This window comes from Luteibacter sp. P1_D3 (assembly GCF_056406135.1).
Genome location: NZ_JBFUAT010000005.1, coordinates 54,529 through 73,095, shown reverse-complemented (window position 1 = coordinate 73,095; position 18,567 = coordinate 54,529). Strand labels below are relative to the sequence as shown.

18 protein-coding genes are annotated in these 18,567 nt (G+C 66.6%); 8 read left to right on the top strand and 10 right to left on the bottom strand.

Going from position 1 to position 18,567, the window contains the following annotated elements:
• The first annotated feature begins 55 nt into the window (after positions 1 to 55).
• The 4 genes from AC1DYM_RS05460 to AC1DYM_RS05445 all read left to right on the top strand — a co-directional run bounded on the left by AC1DYM_RS05460 (position 56) and on the right by AC1DYM_RS05445 (position 5,554).
• Entirely contained in the window at positions 56 to 1,771 is a 1,716-nt protein-coding gene (locus AC1DYM_RS05460; RefSeq protein WP_477336721.1) for a hypothetical protein, read from the top strand.
• Positions 1,768 to 2,613, top strand: coding sequence for an SDR family oxidoreductase (locus AC1DYM_RS05455; RefSeq protein ID WP_477336719.1), 846 nt, complete (start codon positions 1,768 to 1,770; stop codon positions 2,611 to 2,613). The genes AC1DYM_RS05460 and AC1DYM_RS05455 overlap by 4 nt, the downstream gene beginning before the upstream one ends.
• Before the next feature lie 97 nt (positions 2,614 to 2,710).
• Positions 2,711 to 5,038, top strand: a complete 2,328-nt coding sequence (gene mrcB, locus AC1DYM_RS05450; protein ID WP_477336717.1) for a penicillin-binding protein 1B — start codon at positions 2,711 to 2,713, stop codon at positions 5,036 to 5,038.
• 3 nt (positions 5,039 to 5,041) lie between these two features.
• Positions 5,042 to 5,554, top strand: coding sequence for a tetratricopeptide repeat protein (locus AC1DYM_RS05445; protein WP_477336715.1), 513 nt, complete (start codon positions 5,042 to 5,044; stop codon positions 5,552 to 5,554).
• 145 nt (positions 5,555 to 5,699) lie between these two features.
• Here AC1DYM_RS05445 and hemE read toward each other — a convergent pair whose 3' ends face one another.
• The 4 genes from hemE to AC1DYM_RS05425 form a co-directional block, all read right to left on the bottom strand.
• Positions 5,700 to 6,773: a uroporphyrinogen decarboxylase gene (hemE, locus tag AC1DYM_RS05440; RefSeq protein WP_477336713.1), complete on the bottom strand. Its 1,074-nt coding sequence runs from the start codon at positions 6,771 to 6,773 to the stop codon at positions 5,700 to 5,702.
• On the bottom strand, positions 6,763 to 7,026 hold the full coding sequence (locus AC1DYM_RS05435) for a WGR domain-containing protein (protein WP_046966364.1): 264 nt from the start codon (positions 7,024 to 7,026) through the stop codon (positions 6,763 to 6,765). Before AC1DYM_RS05435 ends, hemE begins: the two co-directional genes overlap by 11 nt.
• Before the next feature lie 67 nt (positions 7,027 to 7,093).
• Complete coding sequence (gene aroB, locus AC1DYM_RS05430; RefSeq protein ID WP_477336711.1) at positions 7,094 to 8,161, bottom strand: 3-dehydroquinate synthase; 1,068 nt, start codon at positions 8,159 to 8,161, stop codon at positions 7,094 to 7,096.
• Positions 8,161 to 8,691, bottom strand: coding sequence for a shikimate kinase (locus AC1DYM_RS05425; RefSeq protein WP_477336709.1), 531 nt, complete (start codon positions 8,689 to 8,691; stop codon positions 8,161 to 8,163). The genes aroB and AC1DYM_RS05425 overlap by 1 nt, the downstream gene beginning before the upstream one ends.
• Positions 8,692 to 8,698: 7 nt before the next feature.
• Between AC1DYM_RS05425 and AC1DYM_RS05420 the strand changes: the two genes are divergently transcribed.
• Positions 8,699 to 9,550, top strand: coding sequence for an SDR family oxidoreductase (locus AC1DYM_RS05420; protein WP_477336707.1), 852 nt, complete (start codon positions 8,699 to 8,701; stop codon positions 9,548 to 9,550).
• Between the two features lie 76 nt (positions 9,551 to 9,626).
• Here the strand turns inward: AC1DYM_RS05420 and AC1DYM_RS05415 are convergent, their stop codons facing one another.
• On the bottom strand, positions 9,627 to 10,439 hold the full coding sequence (locus AC1DYM_RS05415; protein ID WP_477336705.1) for a kinase: 813 nt from the start codon (positions 10,437 to 10,439) through the stop codon (positions 9,627 to 9,629).
• Positions 10,440 to 10,460: 21 nt separating this feature from the next.
• Between AC1DYM_RS05415 and pdxH the strand changes: the two genes are divergently transcribed.
• Positions 10,461 to 11,048, top strand: a complete 588-nt coding sequence (pdxH, locus tag AC1DYM_RS05410) for a pyridoxamine 5'-phosphate oxidase (RefSeq protein WP_477336701.1) — start codon at positions 10,461 to 10,463, stop codon at positions 11,046 to 11,048.
• Between the two features lie 13 nt (positions 11,049 to 11,061).
• The gene (locus tag AC1DYM_RS05405; protein WP_477336699.1) at positions 11,062 to 11,502 is read left to right on the top strand and encodes a secondary thiamine-phosphate synthase enzyme YjbQ; all 441 of its coding nucleotides are present in this window, start codon (positions 11,062 to 11,064) and stop codon (positions 11,500 to 11,502) included.
• On the opposite strand, the gene AC1DYM_RS05400 is transcribed toward AC1DYM_RS05405, so the two are convergent.
• From AC1DYM_RS05400 to AC1DYM_RS05380, 5 genes are all read right to left on the bottom strand, one after another.
• Positions 11,477 to 12,148 (bottom strand): MarC family protein, encoded by a 672-nt coding sequence (locus AC1DYM_RS05400; protein WP_477336697.1) that lies wholly within the window; start codon positions 12,146 to 12,148, stop codon positions 11,477 to 11,479. The genes AC1DYM_RS05405 and AC1DYM_RS05400 overlap by 26 nt on opposite strands.
• Positions 12,145 to 13,125 (bottom strand): formylglycine-generating enzyme family protein, encoded by a 981-nt coding sequence (locus AC1DYM_RS05395; protein ID WP_477336695.1) that lies wholly within the window; start codon positions 13,123 to 13,125, stop codon positions 12,145 to 12,147. The genes AC1DYM_RS05400 and AC1DYM_RS05395 overlap by 4 nt, the downstream gene beginning before the upstream one ends.
• Before the next feature lie 188 nt (positions 13,126 to 13,313).
• Entirely contained in the window at positions 13,314 to 13,745 is a 432-nt protein-coding gene (locus AC1DYM_RS05390) for a response regulator (RefSeq protein ID WP_477336693.1), read from the bottom strand.
• A gap of 88 nt (positions 13,746 to 13,833) precedes the next feature.
• Positions 13,834 to 14,487: a response regulator gene (locus AC1DYM_RS05385; RefSeq protein WP_477336691.1), complete on the bottom strand. Its 654-nt coding sequence runs from the start codon at positions 14,485 to 14,487 to the stop codon at positions 13,834 to 13,836.
• Complete coding sequence (locus AC1DYM_RS05380; RefSeq protein ID WP_477336689.1) at positions 14,457 to 16,028, bottom strand: sensor histidine kinase; 1,572 nt, start codon at positions 16,026 to 16,028, stop codon at positions 14,457 to 14,459. Before AC1DYM_RS05380 ends, AC1DYM_RS05385 begins: the two co-directional genes overlap by 31 nt.
• Before the next feature lie 240 nt (positions 16,029 to 16,268).
• Here AC1DYM_RS05380 and AC1DYM_RS05375 point away from each other — a divergent pair, with 240 nt between their 5' ends.
• Entirely contained in the window at positions 16,269 to 18,509 is a 2,241-nt protein-coding gene (locus AC1DYM_RS05375) for a patatin-like phospholipase family protein (RefSeq protein WP_477336687.1), read from the top strand.
• Positions 18,510 to 18,567 lie beyond the last annotated feature (58 nt).

Here is an 18,567-nt window from a genome sequence, read left to right as displayed (position 1 = left end):
GGCCGTTCACACCCCGATGTTAAGCTGCTGCGCTCCTAGGGAAGATGCCTGACCGATGAGCGGACGCCGAGACTCGAACGACCACGAACCACGCGGACGAACCGAACCTACCCTGGGTCGGCTCGACGACCTGGACAAGCCGGTGCCGCCGGTCGACGACGGGTTGCCTCACTTCGTCGTCGACGAGCCGCGTCGCCGGACGGGTGGGCCGACGCCCCCTCCGCGCCGTGCGCGCAAGCGGGGCTGGCTCATTCCCGTGCTGGTACTGGTTCTGATCGGCGCCGTCACCGGCCTGTGGCTGCAACAGGACCGCCTGCGCAACCTCGTGCCCAGCACCGAACTCAATGACGTACTCACCCAGGCCAAGCAGGCGCTGGACGCCGGCAAGCTCGACGGCGCGCAGGGCGATAGTGCCCGTGAGCTGTTCGAAAAAGCGCGCGACCAGCAACCGGACAGCGACCAGGCCCGCGATGGTCTGCGTCGCGTCGGGCAGGCCGAGATCGCCCGCGCCGACCAGGCGCTCAACGCCGGCCGGCTCGACGAGGCGGATGCCGCGCTCGGCGTAGCCAGGGAGTTGCTCGGTGGCGGCAACGATGTCGAACAACTGAGCGCGCGCCTCTCGCAGGCACGCAATCCGCAAGGGCATACGGCGTCCCTCATCGACCAGGCGCAGGCGGCGTTCGTCGCCGGCAAGCTCGATGGCGACGATGGTGCCGGTGCCCTTTATCGTCGCGTGCTCGATGCGGACAAGTCGAACACCGTGGCCGCTCGTGGCCTGGACAAGGTCGGCGACGCGCTGGCCGCCCAGGCACGCCAGGCCATTGCCGACAACGACAGGGCCAAGGCAAACGCCCTGGTCGATCGCATCGCCATCCTCGTGCCGGGTTACGGCGACCTGCCGTCGCTGCGCGCCTCGCTGGCGGAAAACCGGAAGCAGGACGACCAGGCCGTCACTGCCCTCGTTCAGCAGGGCAACGACGCCATGCGCGCCGGCCGGTTCACCGGTGACGGCGACGACAATGCGCTCGCCCGCTTCCGGGCCGTGCTGGCCGCCGACCCCGATAACGCGGACGCCAAGGCGGGCCTTGGACAGGTTGCCCAGGCGCTCATCGTGCAGGCCAACGCCGCACTCGACAGCGAAGACGACGCCCAGGCATCGCGCCTGCTCGACCAGGCCGCGAAACTGGCGCCGAAATCCGCCGAGCTTGCTGCCGCGCGTGCGCGTATCGGTGGTGGGGACGCGAAGAGCGCCAGGCACGGCACATCGTCCGATGCGGTGGCGACGCTACGCGACGGCGACACGGCGGAGGCATCGCTCGCCGTCAGCCCGGAACAGAAGGCCAAGGTCACCGCACTGGTCGGTCGGGCCCAGGCCGCCGCGACGCGCGGTGACATCATGGACCCGCCCGGGGACAGCGCCTACGATTTGTATCGCAACGCGCTCGCGATCGATGGCAATGACCCGGCCGCCCGTGCCGGCTTGCAGGGCTTACCCGGTCAGGTCGAAAAGCTGATGCAACAGGCCGTCGCCAATGGCAACGTCAAGCGCGCCGAGGACCTTTACGCCACACTTTCCGACCTCGCACCGGGCGACGCGTCGCAGGGTGAGATGCGCCACCGCCTGGGCAGCGCGTGGATCGACAGTGCCTTGCAGCGCTCCTCGCAAGGCGATCGTCAGGGGGCGTTTCAGGCCCTGGACCGGGCACGCCATTACACGCCGGACGATCCGCGCCTGCAGGGCGCCTACGAGCGCATCGCGACAGGACGATGAGCGAACGCATGCAGATCCTCGTCATCGGCGCCACCAGCCAGATCGGTCATTTTCTCCTGCCTCGCCTGGCCGCCGCCGGCGAGGACGTGCTCGCCCTGAGCCGGCAGCCTCGCGACAATCATCCCGACTGGATCGTCGGCCAGCTCCCGGGTGGCATGCCCTCGCTGCCGCCGCTGAAGGCAATCGTCTGCCTCGGCCCGCTGAACGGGCTGTCGCAATGGCTGTCGCTCACGCGCGTGCCGGGCACACCTCACATCGTGGCGACGTCATCGATGAGCGCGGAAACCAAGCGCGACTCGACGGACCCCGCCGAGCGTGAGCTGTCACGCATCCTGCGCGACGCCGAGACCGAGCTCAGCACCACCTGCGCGTCGCGCGGCATGCCGTGGACCCTATTCCGGCCGACACTCGTCTATGGGGCTGGCCTGGACAAGAGCCTTACGCCGGTGGTCCAGAACGCCCGGCGCCGCCACGTCTTCCCGCTGCCGGCGGGCCGAGGGCAGCGTCAGCCGGTTCACGCCGACGACATCGCCGCGGCCATCGTCGCGGCCCTGACACGGCCGGCAGGTCGCAACCAGACGTTCTCGATCGGGGGTGGCGAACGCCTCAGCGCCGCCGAAATGTTCCGCCGGACGCGCCGTTCCGCCGGCTCGGTGACCCTTCCGTTGCCGATTCCCCGGTTTATCCTGAACGTGGCTTCCGCCGTTTCGCCAGCCCTTCGCGGCCCCCTCCATCGACTCGATAGCGACCTGATCGCCGACAATCGCGTCCTGGAAGCGGTTCTGGACATCCATCCCCGTGCCTTTGCACCGCGGCCCGAGACCTGGCAGGCGAACTCCTGACGCCGCGGGTCACCGCTTTGCCAGCATTCGTTCAGATGGGCGCCGGGGCAGTGCCCCTATCATCCGACTTCGTCTCTCTCCGCAGGACTTCCCCGCGTTGGCTTTCCTGAATCGTCTTGGTTCCATCCTGCGTGCCAGTTGGCCCTGGCTGCGCATTCCCTTCTGGCTGGTGATGGGCCTCGTGTTCGGCTTCCTCTTGCCCTACACGCTGATCCTCAACGCTCGCCTGCAGGATCGCTTCAACGATCTGGTATTCGCGGTGCCGACGCGCGTCTACGCGCGCCCCCTCCCGCTTGAACCGGGCCGGGCCATGACGCCAGCCACGCTGGAGCTTGAGCTCACCTTCGCCGGTTACACCACCGAAGGCGGCGGCAAGGTGCAGGGCAGCTATGCGAAGAACGGTTCGCGCTTCCTCATCGCGTCGCGCGGCTATTCGGGCCCGGATGGCGGCGAGCTGCCGCATCGCCTTCGTGTCAGCCTGAGCAACGGCCAGGTCGGCTCGATCGTCGACGACGCGAACGACAAGCCGATCAAGGCCATTCACCTGGATCCCGCTCGCATCGCGACGCTTTACGGCGCGCAACAGGAAGAGCGCCGTATCGTCCGCCTCGAAAACGTGCCGCCGCTGCTGGTGCAGGGATTGCAGGCCGTCGAGGATCGCGATTTCAATCATCACATCGGCATCGACTTCTCCGCAATTGCGCGCGCTTCGCTGGCGAACCTCCGCGCCGGCCATGCCGTGCAGGGCGGCTCGACGCTCACCCAGCAGCTGGTGCGTAACCTGTTCCTCGACCGCAGCCAGAACATGATGCGCAAGGTGAACGAGGCGATCCTGTCGGTGTTGATGGAAGCGCATTACTCGAAGGGCCGCATCCTCGAGGCTTACGTCAACGAGGTGTTCCTCGGCCAGCAGGGCAGCCAGGCCGTGCATGGTTTTGCCGCCGGCGGCGAGTTCTTCTTCGGTCGTCGCCTGGAAGACCTGAAGCCGCAGGAAATCGCCCTGCTGGTCGGGCTGGTGAAGGGACCGAGCTACTACGATCCGCGGCGTTACCCGGACCGCGCCCTGTCACGGCGTAACCTCGTACTGCAGCAGTTCCACGACACCGGTCTGCTCGACGATGCGCAGACGAAGGCCGCGCAAGCCACGCCGCTCGGCATCGCGGACAACGCACAGCTTCCGCACAACCGGTTTCCCGCCTTCATGCAGCTGGTTCGCTCGCAGATCACCGCCGACTTCGACGAGGCCGCGCTGCGTGATGGCAGCCTGAGCATCTTCACCACGCTCGATCCGGCCGCCCAGCTCTACACCGAGCAGGCCATCCTGACCACGGCCAAGTCCCTGGGCAAGCGCGGCGCCGCTGCGCAGGCGGCCGCCGTCGTCACCGATGTCGCCACCGGCAGCGTGCTCGCCGTGGTCGGCTCGCGCGACCCGGGTGACCAGGGCTTCAACCGCGCGCTGGATGCCCGCCGGTCGATCGGTTCCCTGGTCAAGCCGTTGGTGTATCTGGTCGCGTGGTCGCAGCCGTCGAAGTGGTCGCTGGCCACGATCGTCGATGACACGCCGATCAACATGACCCAGCCCGACGGCAAGCCGTGGACGCCGCAGAACGACGACCGCGAGATCCACGGCCAGGTGCCGATGCTCGACGCGCTGGTGCATTCGTGGAACCTGGCCACCGTGCATCTGGGCATCCAGGTCGGCGTCCCGCGGATCAAGGCGTTCCTCGAGTCCTTCGGCCTGCAGGACGTCAATCCCAGCCCGTCGCTCCTGCTCGGTGCGATCGACCTGTCGCCGTTCCAGGTGGCCCAGCTTTACGAGTACATCGCTGCCGACGGCCATGCGCTGCCGCTGATCGCGGTGAGTGGCGTGATGGACAACAAGGGCCAGGCGATCAAGCGCTACGAGGTGRAGGGCGGGGAGGGCGAGTACCAGACCGCCACGCGCCTGACCACCTGGGCCATGCAACAGGTGGTCAACAGTGGCACCGCGGCGGCCATCGGTAATTCGTCCCTGGGCTCGCTCCATGCCGCTGGCAAGACGGGCACCAGCGACAGCCAGCGTGATAGCTGGTTCGCCGGGTTCACCGGTGAACACCTCGCCGTGGTCTGGATGGGGCGCGACGACAACAAGCCCACCGGACTCTACGGCGCCACCGGCAGCATGCGGGTGTGGCAGGAGCTGTTCCGCAAGCTGCCCACGCGACCACTGTCCGCGGCGCCGGGCGACGGCCTCGAAATGGCCTGGGTGAACCCGCAGACCGGCAAGCGTACGGACCCGTCGTGCCAGGGCGCTCGGCAGTTCCCCTTCGTGTCCGGTTACGTGCCTGATGCCGAGGAGGGCTGTTTCTGGCAGCAATTCAAGGGTATGTTCGGCGGCGGTGACGCCCAGCCGGCGCCGCCCGTTCCCAGTAATCCTACGGATTGACCCATGCATCGCCTTCGCTTTTGTGCCATTGCCGCCGTCACGCTCGTCGCCGCGTGCAGCCAGCCCGCCCCGCCGCAGGCTACCCGTCCCAGCAAGCCCGCCTATGACATCGTCGCCCAGATCCGCGCCGCGGGTGAACGCGAGAAATCGGCGATCGAAGTCRCCCCGTTGCGCGATCCCGGCGTGCAGGGTCTGGAAAAGTCCGCCCAGGCGGATGAACAGGCCGGTCGCTATCCGGAGGCGGACGCCAAGCTCGTGCAGGCCCTGAAGCTGGCGCCGCAGGCGCCGGAGCTGATCCAGGACCGCGCCGAAGTGGCGGTTCGCATGCAGAACYTCCCGCTGGCCGAGCAGCTGGCCAAGCAGTCTTTCGAGATGGGCCCGAAGTCGGGCAGCCTTTGCGCGCGCAACTGGCAGACGATTTACGAGATGCGCATGCAGGCCAATGACCAGGGCCAGGCCATAGCGGCTCGGGCTGAGGTGGGGAAGTGCCATATTGCGGGGCCGAACCGGTTCTAAGGGTCTGGCTCTAGTGGGGCATCTGCCTTGGGCTGGGTTCGCCGATAAATCGGCTCCTACCAGAGCAGGCATGCCCTGCTTGGTAGGAGCCGATTTATCGGCGATCCGCGCGGCAGCGCGGCCCGGTGCCGGAAGGGTTCGGGCCTTAGCCCGCCCGGATGGCCCTACCGTGCTCGTGCACGGTATCGACCAGCACCTTCACGTTGTCCGGGTCGACCTCCGGGGTGATGCCGTGGCCGAGGTTGAACACGTGACCCGGATGGTTGCCGAAGGCGTCCAGGACCGCGCGGGCTTCGCGCGCCACGATCTCGGGCGAGGCGCGTAGCACGGCGGGATCGAGGTTGCCTTGCAGGGCCACGCGGTCGCCGACGCGACGGCGGGCTTCGCCGATGTCGATGGTCCAGTCCACGCCCAGGCCGGTGCATCCGGTGTCCGCGAGTGCTTCGAGCTGGCCGCTGGCGCCCTTGGAAAAAAGGATGACCGGCAGCTCGCGGCTGACCGGGTCGGCCTTCAGCGCGTCGACCACCTGCGCCATGTAGCGCAGCGAGAAGGCCTTGAAGGGCGCCGGGCCGAGCAGGCCGCCCCATGTGTCGAAGATCATCAGCGCCTGCGCGCCAGCGTGTGCCTGGGCGATCAGGTAGGCGGCGACCGAACGCGCCACGGTGTCGAGCAGGTGGTGAGCGAGCGTCGGTTCGTTCCAGGCCAGCGCCTTGACCCGCGCGAAATCGCGCGAGCCTTCGCCTTCGACCATGTAGCAGGCCAGCGTCCACGGGCTGCCGGAGAAGCCGATCAGCGGGACGCGGCCGTCGAGTTCCTTGCGGATCAGGCGGACGGCGTCCATTACGTAGCGCAGTTCGCCATCCATGTCGGGCACGACGAGTTTTTCGATCGACGCGGCATCGCGCAGCGGGCGTTCGAAGCGCGGGCCTTCGCCCTGCGCGAACGACAGGCCGAGGCCCATCGCGTCCGGAATCGTCAGGATGTCCGAAAACAGGATGGCCGCGTCCAGGTCGAACCGGGCCAGCGGCTGCAAGGTCACTTCACAGGCGAACTCGGGGGTCGTTGCCAGCCCCATGAAGCTGCCGGCACGGCCGCGCGTGGCGCGGTATTCCGGCAGGTAGCGGCCCGCCTGACGCATCACCCAGATCGGCGTGGTGTCGGTCGGCTCGCGGCGCAGTGCGCGGAGAAAACGGTCGTTGCGGAGGACGTCAGCGGCCATGCGCCGACTCCTGACCCTGGCTGAACATCACTTTGAATCCTTTTTTGATCTGCGCGTCGCGCGCTTTCTCGAAAGCAGCCTGCGCGGCGTCGCGTTCGAGGTAGACCTCACGCTTGAGCGTTGTCTTGCCGCCCTGCACGCCGCTTTCGCGGTACAGGGTCCAGCCACCGAGGAGATCCTGCTCCAGCGTGATTTGGACGAAACGGGGCGCTTCCGTCACCGCTTCGGGCATGGTTTGCATGTAGATCCGCATCAAACGATCCGGGCTGGCGCAGGGCCGATCATTGTAGGTGGTCGCCCCGGGGTACGCACGGTGTGCGTCATTCGAGCACGGCCAGCACGTCCGCATCGCGAACGCCGGAGACGATTTCCGCCTGCCCGATACCGCGCCAGAGGATCAGGCGCAGCGTGCCCGCCGTGTTCTTCTTGTCCAGGCGCATGAGGTCGAGCAGGCGGCTGGCGGCATGTTCGCGCGAGGGCGTGGTCGGCAGGCCGAGACGTTCGAGCAGCCGGGTGAGGCGTTGCGTATCGTCAGCGGCAGCCATGCCGAGCTTCTCCGACAGGCGCGCCGCCAGGACCATGCCGATGGCGACACCTTCGCCATGCAGGATCTCGCTATAGTTGCCTGCCGTCTCCAGCGCATGACCGAAGGTGTGGCCGAGGTTGAGCAAGGCGCGCTCGCCCTGTTCGGTTTCGTCGCGCGCGACCACCCCTGCCTTGTAGCGGCATTTACGTGCAATCGCCTCGATCAGGATGGCGGCATCCCGCTTCGCCAGGTCGTCGGCATGGGATTCCAGCCAGACGAAGAAGGCGGGATCGCCAATGGCGGCGCCCTTGACGATTTCCGCCAGGCCGGCGCGATATTCGCGTTGGGGCAAGGTGGCGAGGACGTCCACATCCGCGACGACGGCGCGGGGCTGGTGGAAGGCCCCGGCGAGATTCTTCCCGGCGGGCAGGTTCACGCCGGTCTTGCCGCCGACGGACGAGTCGACCATCGCCAGCAGGGTGGTCGGCACCTGGATGAAGTCGATCCCACGCATCCAGCACGCGGCGGCGAAGCCGGCCAGGTCGCCGACCACACCGCCACCGAGGGCGATCACGCAGGCATCGCGCGTGGCGCCGAGTTCCCCGAGGGCTTCGAGGACACGCCCGACGTTGGCGAAGGTCTTGTGGGTTTCGCCATCGTCGATGAGATAGGACGACCAGGTCAGGCCGTCGAGCCCTTTCGCCAGGGCGGAAAGATAGAGCGGCGCGACCGTGGTATTGCTGACGACCAGCGCGTGCCTGCCGCGAATCCTTGCACGCCAGCGCGCGCTGTCGGCAATCAGGCCGGGGCCGATCCAGACGCTGTAATCGCGGCCGGCAAGTGCGACGTGGACGGTTTCCATCAGTGACGTTTCCAGTGGCGGTCGATGAGGGCAATCGCCCGGGGTGCGGCATCGTCGACCGCTTCGTGTCGGCCACGAAAAATAAGGTCGGCGATTTCCTCGTAAAGATGATTGCGGTCGTGGGCGAGGTGCTCCAGCCGGCCCCGCCGGTCGTCGCCGGCGATCATCGGGCGCACGCGGTCGTGCTGGAGCCGGTCGAGCTGTTCATCCACGTCGACCCCGAGCATGAGGACGGTGCCACGGCCCATGAGGATCTCGCGGTTGTCCGGCGCGACGACGGCGCCCGCCCCGGTGGCGAGCACGATGCCCTTGCGCAGACTAAACTCATCCAGGTGCGCGCTTTCGCGCGCCCGGAAACCCGCCTCGCCTTCGCTTTCGAAGATCGCGGCGATCGTCATGCCGCAGCGTGCCTCGATCTCCACATCGAGGTCGACGAACGGCAGGCCATAGTGCGCCGCGAGGCGCTGTCCGATTGTGGTCTTGCCGGCTCCCGTGGGGCCGACCAGGAACAGGTTGGGCGAAGGATTCATCGCACCCATGCTAGCAATAAGCCATCCGCAGAAGAACGAGACCGTGCTGATCGCCGGCGCCGGCGATGTCGGCATCCGTGCGGCCCGACGTCTCGTAGCGCAGGGCAAACAGGTATTCGCCCTGCGTCGCAGTGAGGTCGCGCCGGACCCGGCGATACGCTGGCTGCGCGGCGACCTGACCCGTCCCGACACTTTGCGCGGCCTGCCGAAGGTCGATGCGGTGGTTTTCGCGCCCACGCCGGATGCTCGTGACGAAGCGGCCTACCGTGCCATTTTCGTCGACGGACTGCGTCATCTCATCGAGGCACTTCCGGCGCCACCGGGTCGCACGGTGTTCGTTTCCTCGACAGCCGTCTATGGCGAGCATGCCGGCGAGTGGGTCGACGAAACGACGCCGACGGATCCGCCGGGATTCAACGGGCGCATGCTGGTCGAGGCGGAGCAGTGGCTGGCGTCGCGTGACATCGGTGGTATGTCGCTGCGTCTAGCGGGACTTTACGGGCCTGGCCGAACGCAGCTGCTGGACCGGCTGCGCGAGGGCAAGGTCTCCGTGCCGCGCGGCCGCCGCGTTTTCGCCAATCGCATTCATGTCGACGATGCGGCCGCGGCGATCGCGCACCTGCTTTCGCTGGATGTGCTTGAGTCGCTCTATGTCGGCGTCGACGATACGCCGTTACCCGTCGACGAACTCTACGATTACCTTGCTGGACTGCTCGGTGCCACGCCCCCGCCCGACGGTCCGCCAGCCCAAGGTATCGGCAACAAGCGCATGTCGAATGCGCACCTGCGCGCGACGGGATTCCAGTGTCGCTGGCCCGATGCGCGCATGGGCTATGCAGCGCTCCTCCTGGGTTGCTAGCCTCAGGTTCCGCTGGAGGAAGAGCATCGCCGATGAATCGGCTCCCACAGGAATCGGCTCCCACAGGAATCGGCTCCTACAACGGCGCGACGTCTCGATTCGGGTCGAGCGTCAGGACGAGGTCGGCCTTCGTCGCCAGGGTCGCCAGCGCATGCCGGCTGAGGCGCTCGTAATGCTGAAGAAAACGCGCCATCTCATCTTCATCCATCGCGCGGGGTTCGCCCCGGGCGCGAAGCGGCCACTCGGCTTCGTCTCGCCAGCGGGAGACAACCTCCCATGAGGGTGCCTGGAGCAGTGCGAGCGCATCGAGACGGCGCCAGACGGAAAGGTAATCGGCCAGCTTCGTATTGACCCATTGGCGCCAGACACCTTCGGGATCGTCCTCGCGCTCCAGCGCGTTGATCGGCTCGATCACGTCAGCGTCCGACTGCGGTTCGAGGCCCAGGCACCAGCCTTCGAGGATCACCAGCATCGGCGGTTGCGGGACTTCGGGCCAGAGCGCCGCTGGGTAGCGGTCGTCCTGACCCTTGTCGAAGCGTGGGATGGACACGGGCCGCTCAGGCGCCGCCTTGTCGAGCGCGTCCAGGGTGGAAGCGAGCAAGGCCAAATCGTGCGTTCCGGGAACGCCGCGTGTGCGCAGCAGCGGGTGGACGTCGCGGGCCAGCGTGTCACGCTCGGCGCGGGTCAGGTACACATCGTCCAGTGACAGGGCGACAGCGGACCAGCCTCGTTCCCTGGCGGTCTCGATCAGTGCCGCGGCCAGCGTACTCTTGCCGCTGCCCTGCAAGCCGGAAACGCCCAGGATGAACGGTGTCGAGGCATGCCCGATCGCCGCGGCGAAACGCCCCAGGACCTGCTCGGCGAGCGTGATAGCATCGTCTGATTCCATACCGGCAAGCATAGCCTACCCATGCTGACTCCCGAGATCCTCGACACATTCCGCGGCCTGCTCGACGAAGCGAAGGCCAGTGGCGATCGCGAACCGACCGCCATGAACCTCGCCACCGTGGACGGCAACGGCCGGGTGCATTCACGCATCGTGCTGCTCAAGCACATCGATGAAAACGGCCTGGGTTTCTTCACCAACTACGAAAGCGCGAAAGCCGGCGAGATGGCCGCGCACGACCAGGTCGCCGTGTGCTTCCACTGGAAGCAGATCCGCGACGGCATCCAGGTGCGCTTCGAAGGGCGTGTGAGCAAGGCCAGCGCGGCCGAGTCGGACGCGTATTTTGTTCGTCGCCAGCGCGGTAGCCAGATCGGCGCATGGGCGTCGAAACAGAGCCAGGAACTGCCGGACAGGCAGACCTTCGAAGACCGCGTGGCGCATTTCGAGAAGGAGTTCGAGGGTCGTGACGTGCCGCGTCCCCCGCACTGGGGTGGCTATATCCTCAAGCCGGATCGCGTCGAGTTCTGGTACGGCGCCGAGTTCCGCCTGCACGAACGTATCGTGCACGCCGAACACGGTACAAGCTGGACGAGCCGCCTGCTTTATCCCTGATCCGGAGTCCGCGATGAGCCGCGCCCAGCCCGTACAGCACATCGCGCAGACTACTTTCACCGTGCACACGCGCGGGCGGTCGCTTGTCGAGATCACCGATCGCCTCGCCGATGCGGTGGCGGCCAGTGGCGTCACGACGGGCATCGCGCACGTGTTCGTCCAGCACACCAGCGCGTCGCTGCTCATCGGTGAAAATGCCGATCCGACGGTCGTCGCCGACCTCGAACGGTTCTTCGCGCGCCTGGTGCCCGATGGCGATCCTCTCTTTCGCCATCAGGACGAAGGCCCGGACGACATGCCGGCGCACGTGCGTGCCGTGCTTACCGGGGTCTCCCTGTCGGTCCCCGTGCACAGCGGCCGACCCTTGCTGGGTACGTGGCAGGGCGTGTTCCTCTATGAGCATCGCCACGAAGCACACCAACGCAAGATCACGGTGACGATATCGGGCCACTGACGATCGAAGGTGCCGCCAGCATCTGGTAACCGAGGATCATCATCTGCACCGACAGACCCACGGTGAGCGAGCCGATCACCGTACCGAACAGCTTGAAGGGCAGCGGCCCGATGCTCCGTACGATCGGCCCGGAAAACAGCATCGCCAGCAGGTGCAGGATCATCACCAGGACCAGCATGCCGACCACGCCCAGCGTGCGTTCCGTGCTGTGGCTGGAAGCGAGCAGGATGATCAGGCCGGCAAGGCCATACGGCGTCACGATCATCGGCACGGCGAGTTCGAAGGCACTGGGCGCAGGCGGGCGTGCCGGTGAGGTGCCCTCGGGGACCGGATGCGGGACGGCGCTGGGCGTGTATTGCTCCAGCACGGTGCGTAGCGAGACGAGAAGGAAGATCAGGCCGCCGGCGAGAAGCATCGCGGGTACGGATATCTGCCAGCTGTGCTGCAGCGAAAGGCCGAGAAAGCCACCGATCAGGGCCGCCGCCGTGGCGAGGATGGCCGTCTTGAAGGCCAGGCTCCGGCGCGTCGCGGCATCGAAGGATTGCATGCGCGCGTAGTAGACCAGCGGTGTCTTCAGCGGCGGCCCCATGACGACGAAGAGCAGGGTGAACACCTGAGCAAGACTGAGCAAGGGCGCAGCATTCACGCTGAAGCCTCCGGGGCGACATCGGCGACACAGCGAAAACCGATGTGGCTGGTGGATGTATCGATGGGATGGGGATAGCGCGCCGCCGGCCGATAGCGCTGGCAGTAGTTCAGCGCACACAGGTGCGAACCACCCTTGAGCACGCGTCGCGGGATGGCCGGCCCCGCGCTGCGGGGATCGTGACTGTGCTCCCGGCTTCCACCGCGGGGGTTGGCCGGTACGCAGCAGGCTTTCTGTACTTCGGCCGCGTGGGTTGCGCGGTACCAGTCGGTCGTCCATTCCCACGTGTTGCCGATCATGTCGACCAGGCCGTACCCGTTCGCGGGAAACGAGCCGACCGGCGAGGTCCGCTCGAAGCCGTCCTCGGCGGTGTTCTCGTAGGGAAAACGTCCTTGCCAGTAGTTGGCCATGAAGTGGCCTGCGGGCTCGCGGAAGTCGCCCCAGGCGTACTCCGCATGATCGAGGCCCCCGCGTGCGGCAAACTCCCACTCGGCTTCGGTCGGCAGTCGCTTGCCTGCCCAGGTCGCATACGCCTCGGCATCGCTGGCGGTGACGTGCACGACGGGGTGTCCGTCCAGGCCGTCGAGATCGCTGTCGGGGCCGGTCGGGTGGCGCCAGTCGGCGCCGAGCACGAACCGCCACCAGTGATCGAGCTGCATCGGAACCGGGCCAGCCGGCTGGACGAAGACCAGCGAGCCCGGATACAGCATGTCGGCGAGGGCGCCGGGATAGTCCTCGGCACGAGGCGGGATCTCGGCGAACGTCACGTAACCAGTGGCCTCGACGAAACGAGCGAACTGCGCGTTCGTCACCGGGGTGCGATCGACCAGGAAGGGATCCACGCGCACGCGGTGCACGGGTTGTTCTTCGGGATAGAACCGTTCCGATCCCATGCGAAACAGGCCGCCTTCCAGCCGGACCATGCCCTCGCTCTCCGGCGTGGTGGCGAATTGGCGCGCAGGATCGGCGAGGGCCATGATCACTCCCTGGAGGTTGCCTCGATAGAGAACCCGTTCGCCACTCCGACGGCAGACCACCGGGGGTGGTGGTGGCCATGTTCCGTGTTCCGCCGGGCATGGCGAACGGGAAAAGGATGTCGGCTTCCATGCTCGCGCGTCGACGGGTGCGTTGCGACCGAGGAACTACGGTCTTGCCCCAAGTAGAACTACGGAGTGTCGGGGTAGCCGGCGCGGACCGAGCACGAGACGTAGGCATCGCCGCGCAGCGCCGCGTGCACGGCATCGAGCAGGTCCTCGCCCGCCGACGCCTTCACCACGAACGCGCTGCCGACAGAAAGCGCTCGTCGCGCGACACCGGCATCGTCGTGGCAGCTGACAAAAATCACGGGCAGGCCGGGTCGGTTGATGGCGATGCGACGCGCGGCCTCCAGCCCATCCATGCCCGGCATGGCGATGTCGGTCACGACAGCATCGGGCCGGAGAATCTCGACCAGCGAGACCAGTGCGGCACCGTTGCCGACCACGCCGATCACTTCGAAGTCTTCGCGCAGAAGACGCTCGATTTCCAGTGCGGTCTGCGGATGATCGTCCGCGAGAACAACGCTGGCCCTGAAACGTGTGTAGCGTAATTCGTCCATGAGAGTCACTCTCCACCTGGCAGCGGGTGCGGACCAGCGTAAAGGCACGCGACTACTGCTGCGTATATCTACTTCCGTGTTTCCCCGGTCAGAACAGCAGGCCGAGGTCCTCCGATCGGCGCACCAGCTCGAGTGTGCTGTGTACGTCCAGGATCTGCATGATGGTGTACTTGTGGGCTTCGACCGTGCGCACCGAAAGTCCCAGCTGCGCGGCGATCTGTTTGGAGCGCAGGCCGGAGCCGACCAGGCGCAGCACTTCGCGCTGTTTCGGCGTGAGTTCGTGCAGATCGGCCATGCGACCGCGCAGGTAGCGCGCACCTAGCGAAGGGGTGACATACGTGCCGCCGGCAAGCACCTGGCGCAGGGCGCTGAGCAGTTCGTCGCCGGCGGACACCTTCAGGACGTAACCGTTGGCGCCCGACCGCATGGCCGAGGCGGCCAGGGCGGGCTCGGCATGCATGGTAAGGAAGACGAAGGGCGTGCTGTCCCCGCGGGCACGCAGGGTCTTGAGCACTTCGAGGCCATTGCCACCGGGCATGTTGATGTCGGAGAGGATCAGGTCCGGGGTCTCGCGCTCGATGACGTCGAGCAGGCTGCGACCATCCTGGGCCAGCGCGACCAGCTCGAAGTCGTCGTCGAGCAGGCGCTCGATCCCTTCGGCGACCATGCGGTGGTCATCGGCAAAGACGATGCGTGGCAACGCCTCGCAGCTCAACTCGTTTCCAACGGAATGCGCAGACATAGATCCACTCCCTTCCCCGGTGCAGTACGCAACTCGAAGCTGCCCCCCAGCAACTTCGCTCGTTCGTTCATGCTGATCAGGCCGATGCCCGGCCCCGTCGATGGCAAGACCTCGGGATCGATGCCTTTACCGTCGTCGAAAATCCACAGCGAAGCAAGTCCGCTGGTCACGGATGCCTTGATGGTGACCTGGCTTGCATCGGCGTGACGCAACGCGTTCGTCAATGCTTCCTGGGTGACCCGGTAGAAACACAACGCGATATCCGCCGAGAGCACATCGATGGCACGGTCCGCGATGAAGACCACATGTGGCGCCCGCGGGCGGCGCGAGGTATGGCATAGCGCCTCGAGCGAATCGCGCAAGCCCGCATGGTGCAGGCAGCTGGGGTGAAGCTCGTGTGAGAGCTGGCGTACATCCTCGGACAAGGCGATCACCTGGTGCTGGATGTGGTTAACCTCGGCCTGTATCGCCGGTGCAACACGTCGGCGGAGCGAGCTGAGGCCAATCGATGCCGCGGCCAGGCGCTGGTTGATGTCGTCGTGGAGGTCGCGCGCGAGGCGCGCGCGTTCCTGTTCCTGGGTGGCGATGAGCCGGCCGGTCATCTCGCGTAGCTCGCCATGGGCATGGCTGAGGGCGCGACGGCTGGCGAAGCGCTGCTCGACGACCACGCCGAGTGTCAGTGCGGACAGGGCCGCGGTCAGGGTCCAGAGCTGCAGGGCGAGCGTCGTCTGTTGCGGCGTGGCGGCCATGAAGGGGCCGTGGCCACCGATGCTCAGGTGGCCGGCCATGATCACGATGACGAAGACGGCGATGGAGCTGCCGGTCATCTGTGCCCGGATGATCGCCGCGATGATGATCGGCGCCGGGGCGAGGCAGAGTACGGGCACGAGCTCCGCATGATTCCCGTACCCGTACCAGATGACGCCGAGCAGGGCGATCGAGACGACCATGAGCAGGTAGAACTCGGTGGGCAGTCGCGGTTCGTGGCGCACGGCCGCGTCCGGACTCCGCACGCTCACCCAGACCGGCACGTACAGCACGTAGCCAAGGGCATGGGCGAGCGCGATGTTCGGCCAGTCGCTGAGAATCGAGCCGCGAAACGACGTGTAGCGGCTCGCGTGCTCGATGAGCGTCGCGCATACCGCGGGCAGGGTGATGACGGCGACCGCCGCGAAGATGTAGAGCCGCGTGAAATCCTCCAGCGGCGGGACACGCGAGGGCACACGCTGGAGCAGCCACGCGGCCACCGGCGTGAGCAACACGGCTGGCGACACGACCAGGGCGGTATCCGCCAGCGGCAGCCCGAAACTCACCCCGGTGACGATCAGGCCCATCAGCGCGGCACCCATCAACGCCGGCCACATCCGTCGCGGCGTGGCGAGCAGGGCGCCGAGCAGGACGGCACCCGGGAACCAGACGATATGCGTACCGCCCTGATGGCTCCACAAGGCGGCCGAGAGCAGCTGCGCCACGATGGCGCCCACGAAAACGCCCCCGCACCAATGGGTCGCGCTCTGCGTCGATGCCAAGGCCTGCGTCATCGCCTCTCCCGCCACCTGGTCACGGTGGCCCCGAACAGCTGTCATGACTTCAAAGGGCCGCCCCTGCCACACCCCCGGAGGACTATACGCGTGCGTCGGGCCAAAGTTGTCGTTGCCCCCCGGTCGGCCGTCCCACTTCTGTCTAAGTAGTTCTGCGCAGTTCCCGGGCCCGGTTCTTCGCTGCCCCGGACGGTTGGTCTGTCCGACACTGCGGAACCGATCGCGACAAGGGCAACCCGCATGCACCTGTCTACCCCGTGGCTTTCGACGCTGGCAGCCTGCCTCCTGCTCGGCACGGCCAGCGTGCATGCCGCCCCGCGCGATCCTTCACCCTGCATCGGCCTGGTCCTCGGCGGCGGCGGTGCACGGGGTGCCGCCCACATCGGCGTGATCCAGGTGCTCGAGCGCGAGCACATCCCCATCTGTCGCATCGCAGGCACCAGCATGGGCTCGATCGTCGGCGGCCTCTACGCGGCAGGTTACAGCTCCGACGAGATGGCCAACGTGATCGGCCAGCTCGACTGGAAGGACCTGTTTTCCGACGATCCGGACCGCGTCGAGGAGCCCATGCGGCGGAAAGATGCCGATTATCGGTATCTGCTGAACTTCGAGGTGGGCTACAAGAACGGCCATATCGTCACGCCAGCCGGTGTCGTCCAGGGCCAGAAGCTGCTTCTGCTGCTGCGTCGTCTGTTGCTGTCGACCTGGAACGTAACCGACTTCGACAACCTGCCGGTGCCCTTCCGCGCCGTGGCGACCGACATCGTGGCGGGTGAACCAGTCGTGTTCTCCCACGGCGACCTGCCGCTGGCTATTCGTTCGAGCATGTCCGTGCCGGGGGCGTTCGCGCCGACCAATGTCGACGGCAAGCTGCTGGTCGACGGCGGGCTGATGGACAACGTCCCGATCGACGTGGTGCGCGACATGGGCGCTGATCGGTTGATCGTCGTGGATGTGGGATCGCCCCTGGCTGAGCAGTCGACGTTGACCAACCCCGTCGCCCTGCTCAACCAGATGGTCAGTGCGTTGATGGCGGAGAAGACGGCCCGACAGCTGGCCGCGTTGAACGACAGGGACATCCTCATCCGGCCGGCCCTGGGCAAGCTGGGAGCCGGCGAGTTCAATCGGGCGCAAGAGGCGATCGCGATCGGCCGCGCCGCGGCGGAGGCCGCGCTTCCGCGGCTTCGCCAGCTCACCGCGTCACCCTCGTCCTGGCAGGCGTTCGAGGCGAATCATCGCCAGCGAAACTTCGATCCGAAGCTGGTGGCCTTCATCGATGTCGACACCAAAAGCACGGCCAGCGGTCAGTTCGCCGCCAATCGCCTGAAACCCGAGATCGGCAAGGTCTTCGATCCGAAGGATGTCGAACAGCGCATCGGCGGCATTTACGGGCAGGGTGGCTTTCAGCAAGTGGACTACCACCTCGTCGAGCGCGGGGAAGATCGTGGCATCCGCCTGACACCGGTAGACAAGTCGTGGGGGCCGATCTACGGCAAGATGGGCTTCCAGCTCGACGACGATTTCAATGGCCGCAGCGAATACCTGATCTCGGCGGAGATCACCGCGGCCAACCTCAATGACAGCGGCGGCGAGTGGCGCAACACGCTATGGAGTGGCCGTATCGGCGGTGTCCGTTCCGAGTTCTATCAGCCATTCGGACAAGGCGCGACAGCGTACGTCATGCCGTTCGCGGTGTTGCGCAACGAGGATGTCCCGGTCTTCGACCACGGTGCCGATCACCAACTGGCGGAGTACCGCATCCGTCGTCGCAACGCAGGCGTCGAACTCGGCTGGACGCCGGCGTCCTACTGGCGAGTCTCGACCGTCTTCGCCCGCGGGCGGGACAACGGGGACCTTCGCGTGGGGACACCGACGACGTTCCCGAGCGGCTCGTCCGACTTCGCTTCGCTCGGTGTCAAGCTGGACTGGGACAGTCTGGACAACGCGGCGTTTCCGACGCGTGGTGCGCACGTCAACCTCGATTACGAGAGCTACCGGCCGGTGCTTGGGGGCGACGTGAAGGGAGACGTGGCACGTCTCGTCGCTGACTGGGTACCAAACCTGGGCATGAGCGACGGACGCTATCACCTCCTGCTCGGCGTGCGTGCCTCGAGTGCCGTCGATAACTCGAACTTCTTCGAGGCCCAGGACTTCCTGGGTGGCTTCCTCAATCTCTCCGGCTATAGCGAACGATCGCTGAGGGGTAATCAGTCCGCCCTCGGGCGCGCTGTCCTGTATCGCCGTACCGGTAACCTCGATGCCTTGTTTTCGACGCCGATCTTCATCGGGATGAGCCTGGAAGCCGGCAACACATGGCAGAGCAAGAGCGACGTGAGCTTCGGCAACCTGATCTATGCCGGGAGCATCTTCGCCGGCGTGCAATCGCCATTGGGACCGGTATTCCTGGGACTCGGTCACGCCGCCGGTGGACACACTGCCGTGTACCTGAGCTTCGGTTCCCTGCTGAGGCCGAGGCTGTGAGGCCGGTAGTTTTACCTACGCGCACAGGGTGAAAGTTCGCTTATCGCACGGCCGCGCG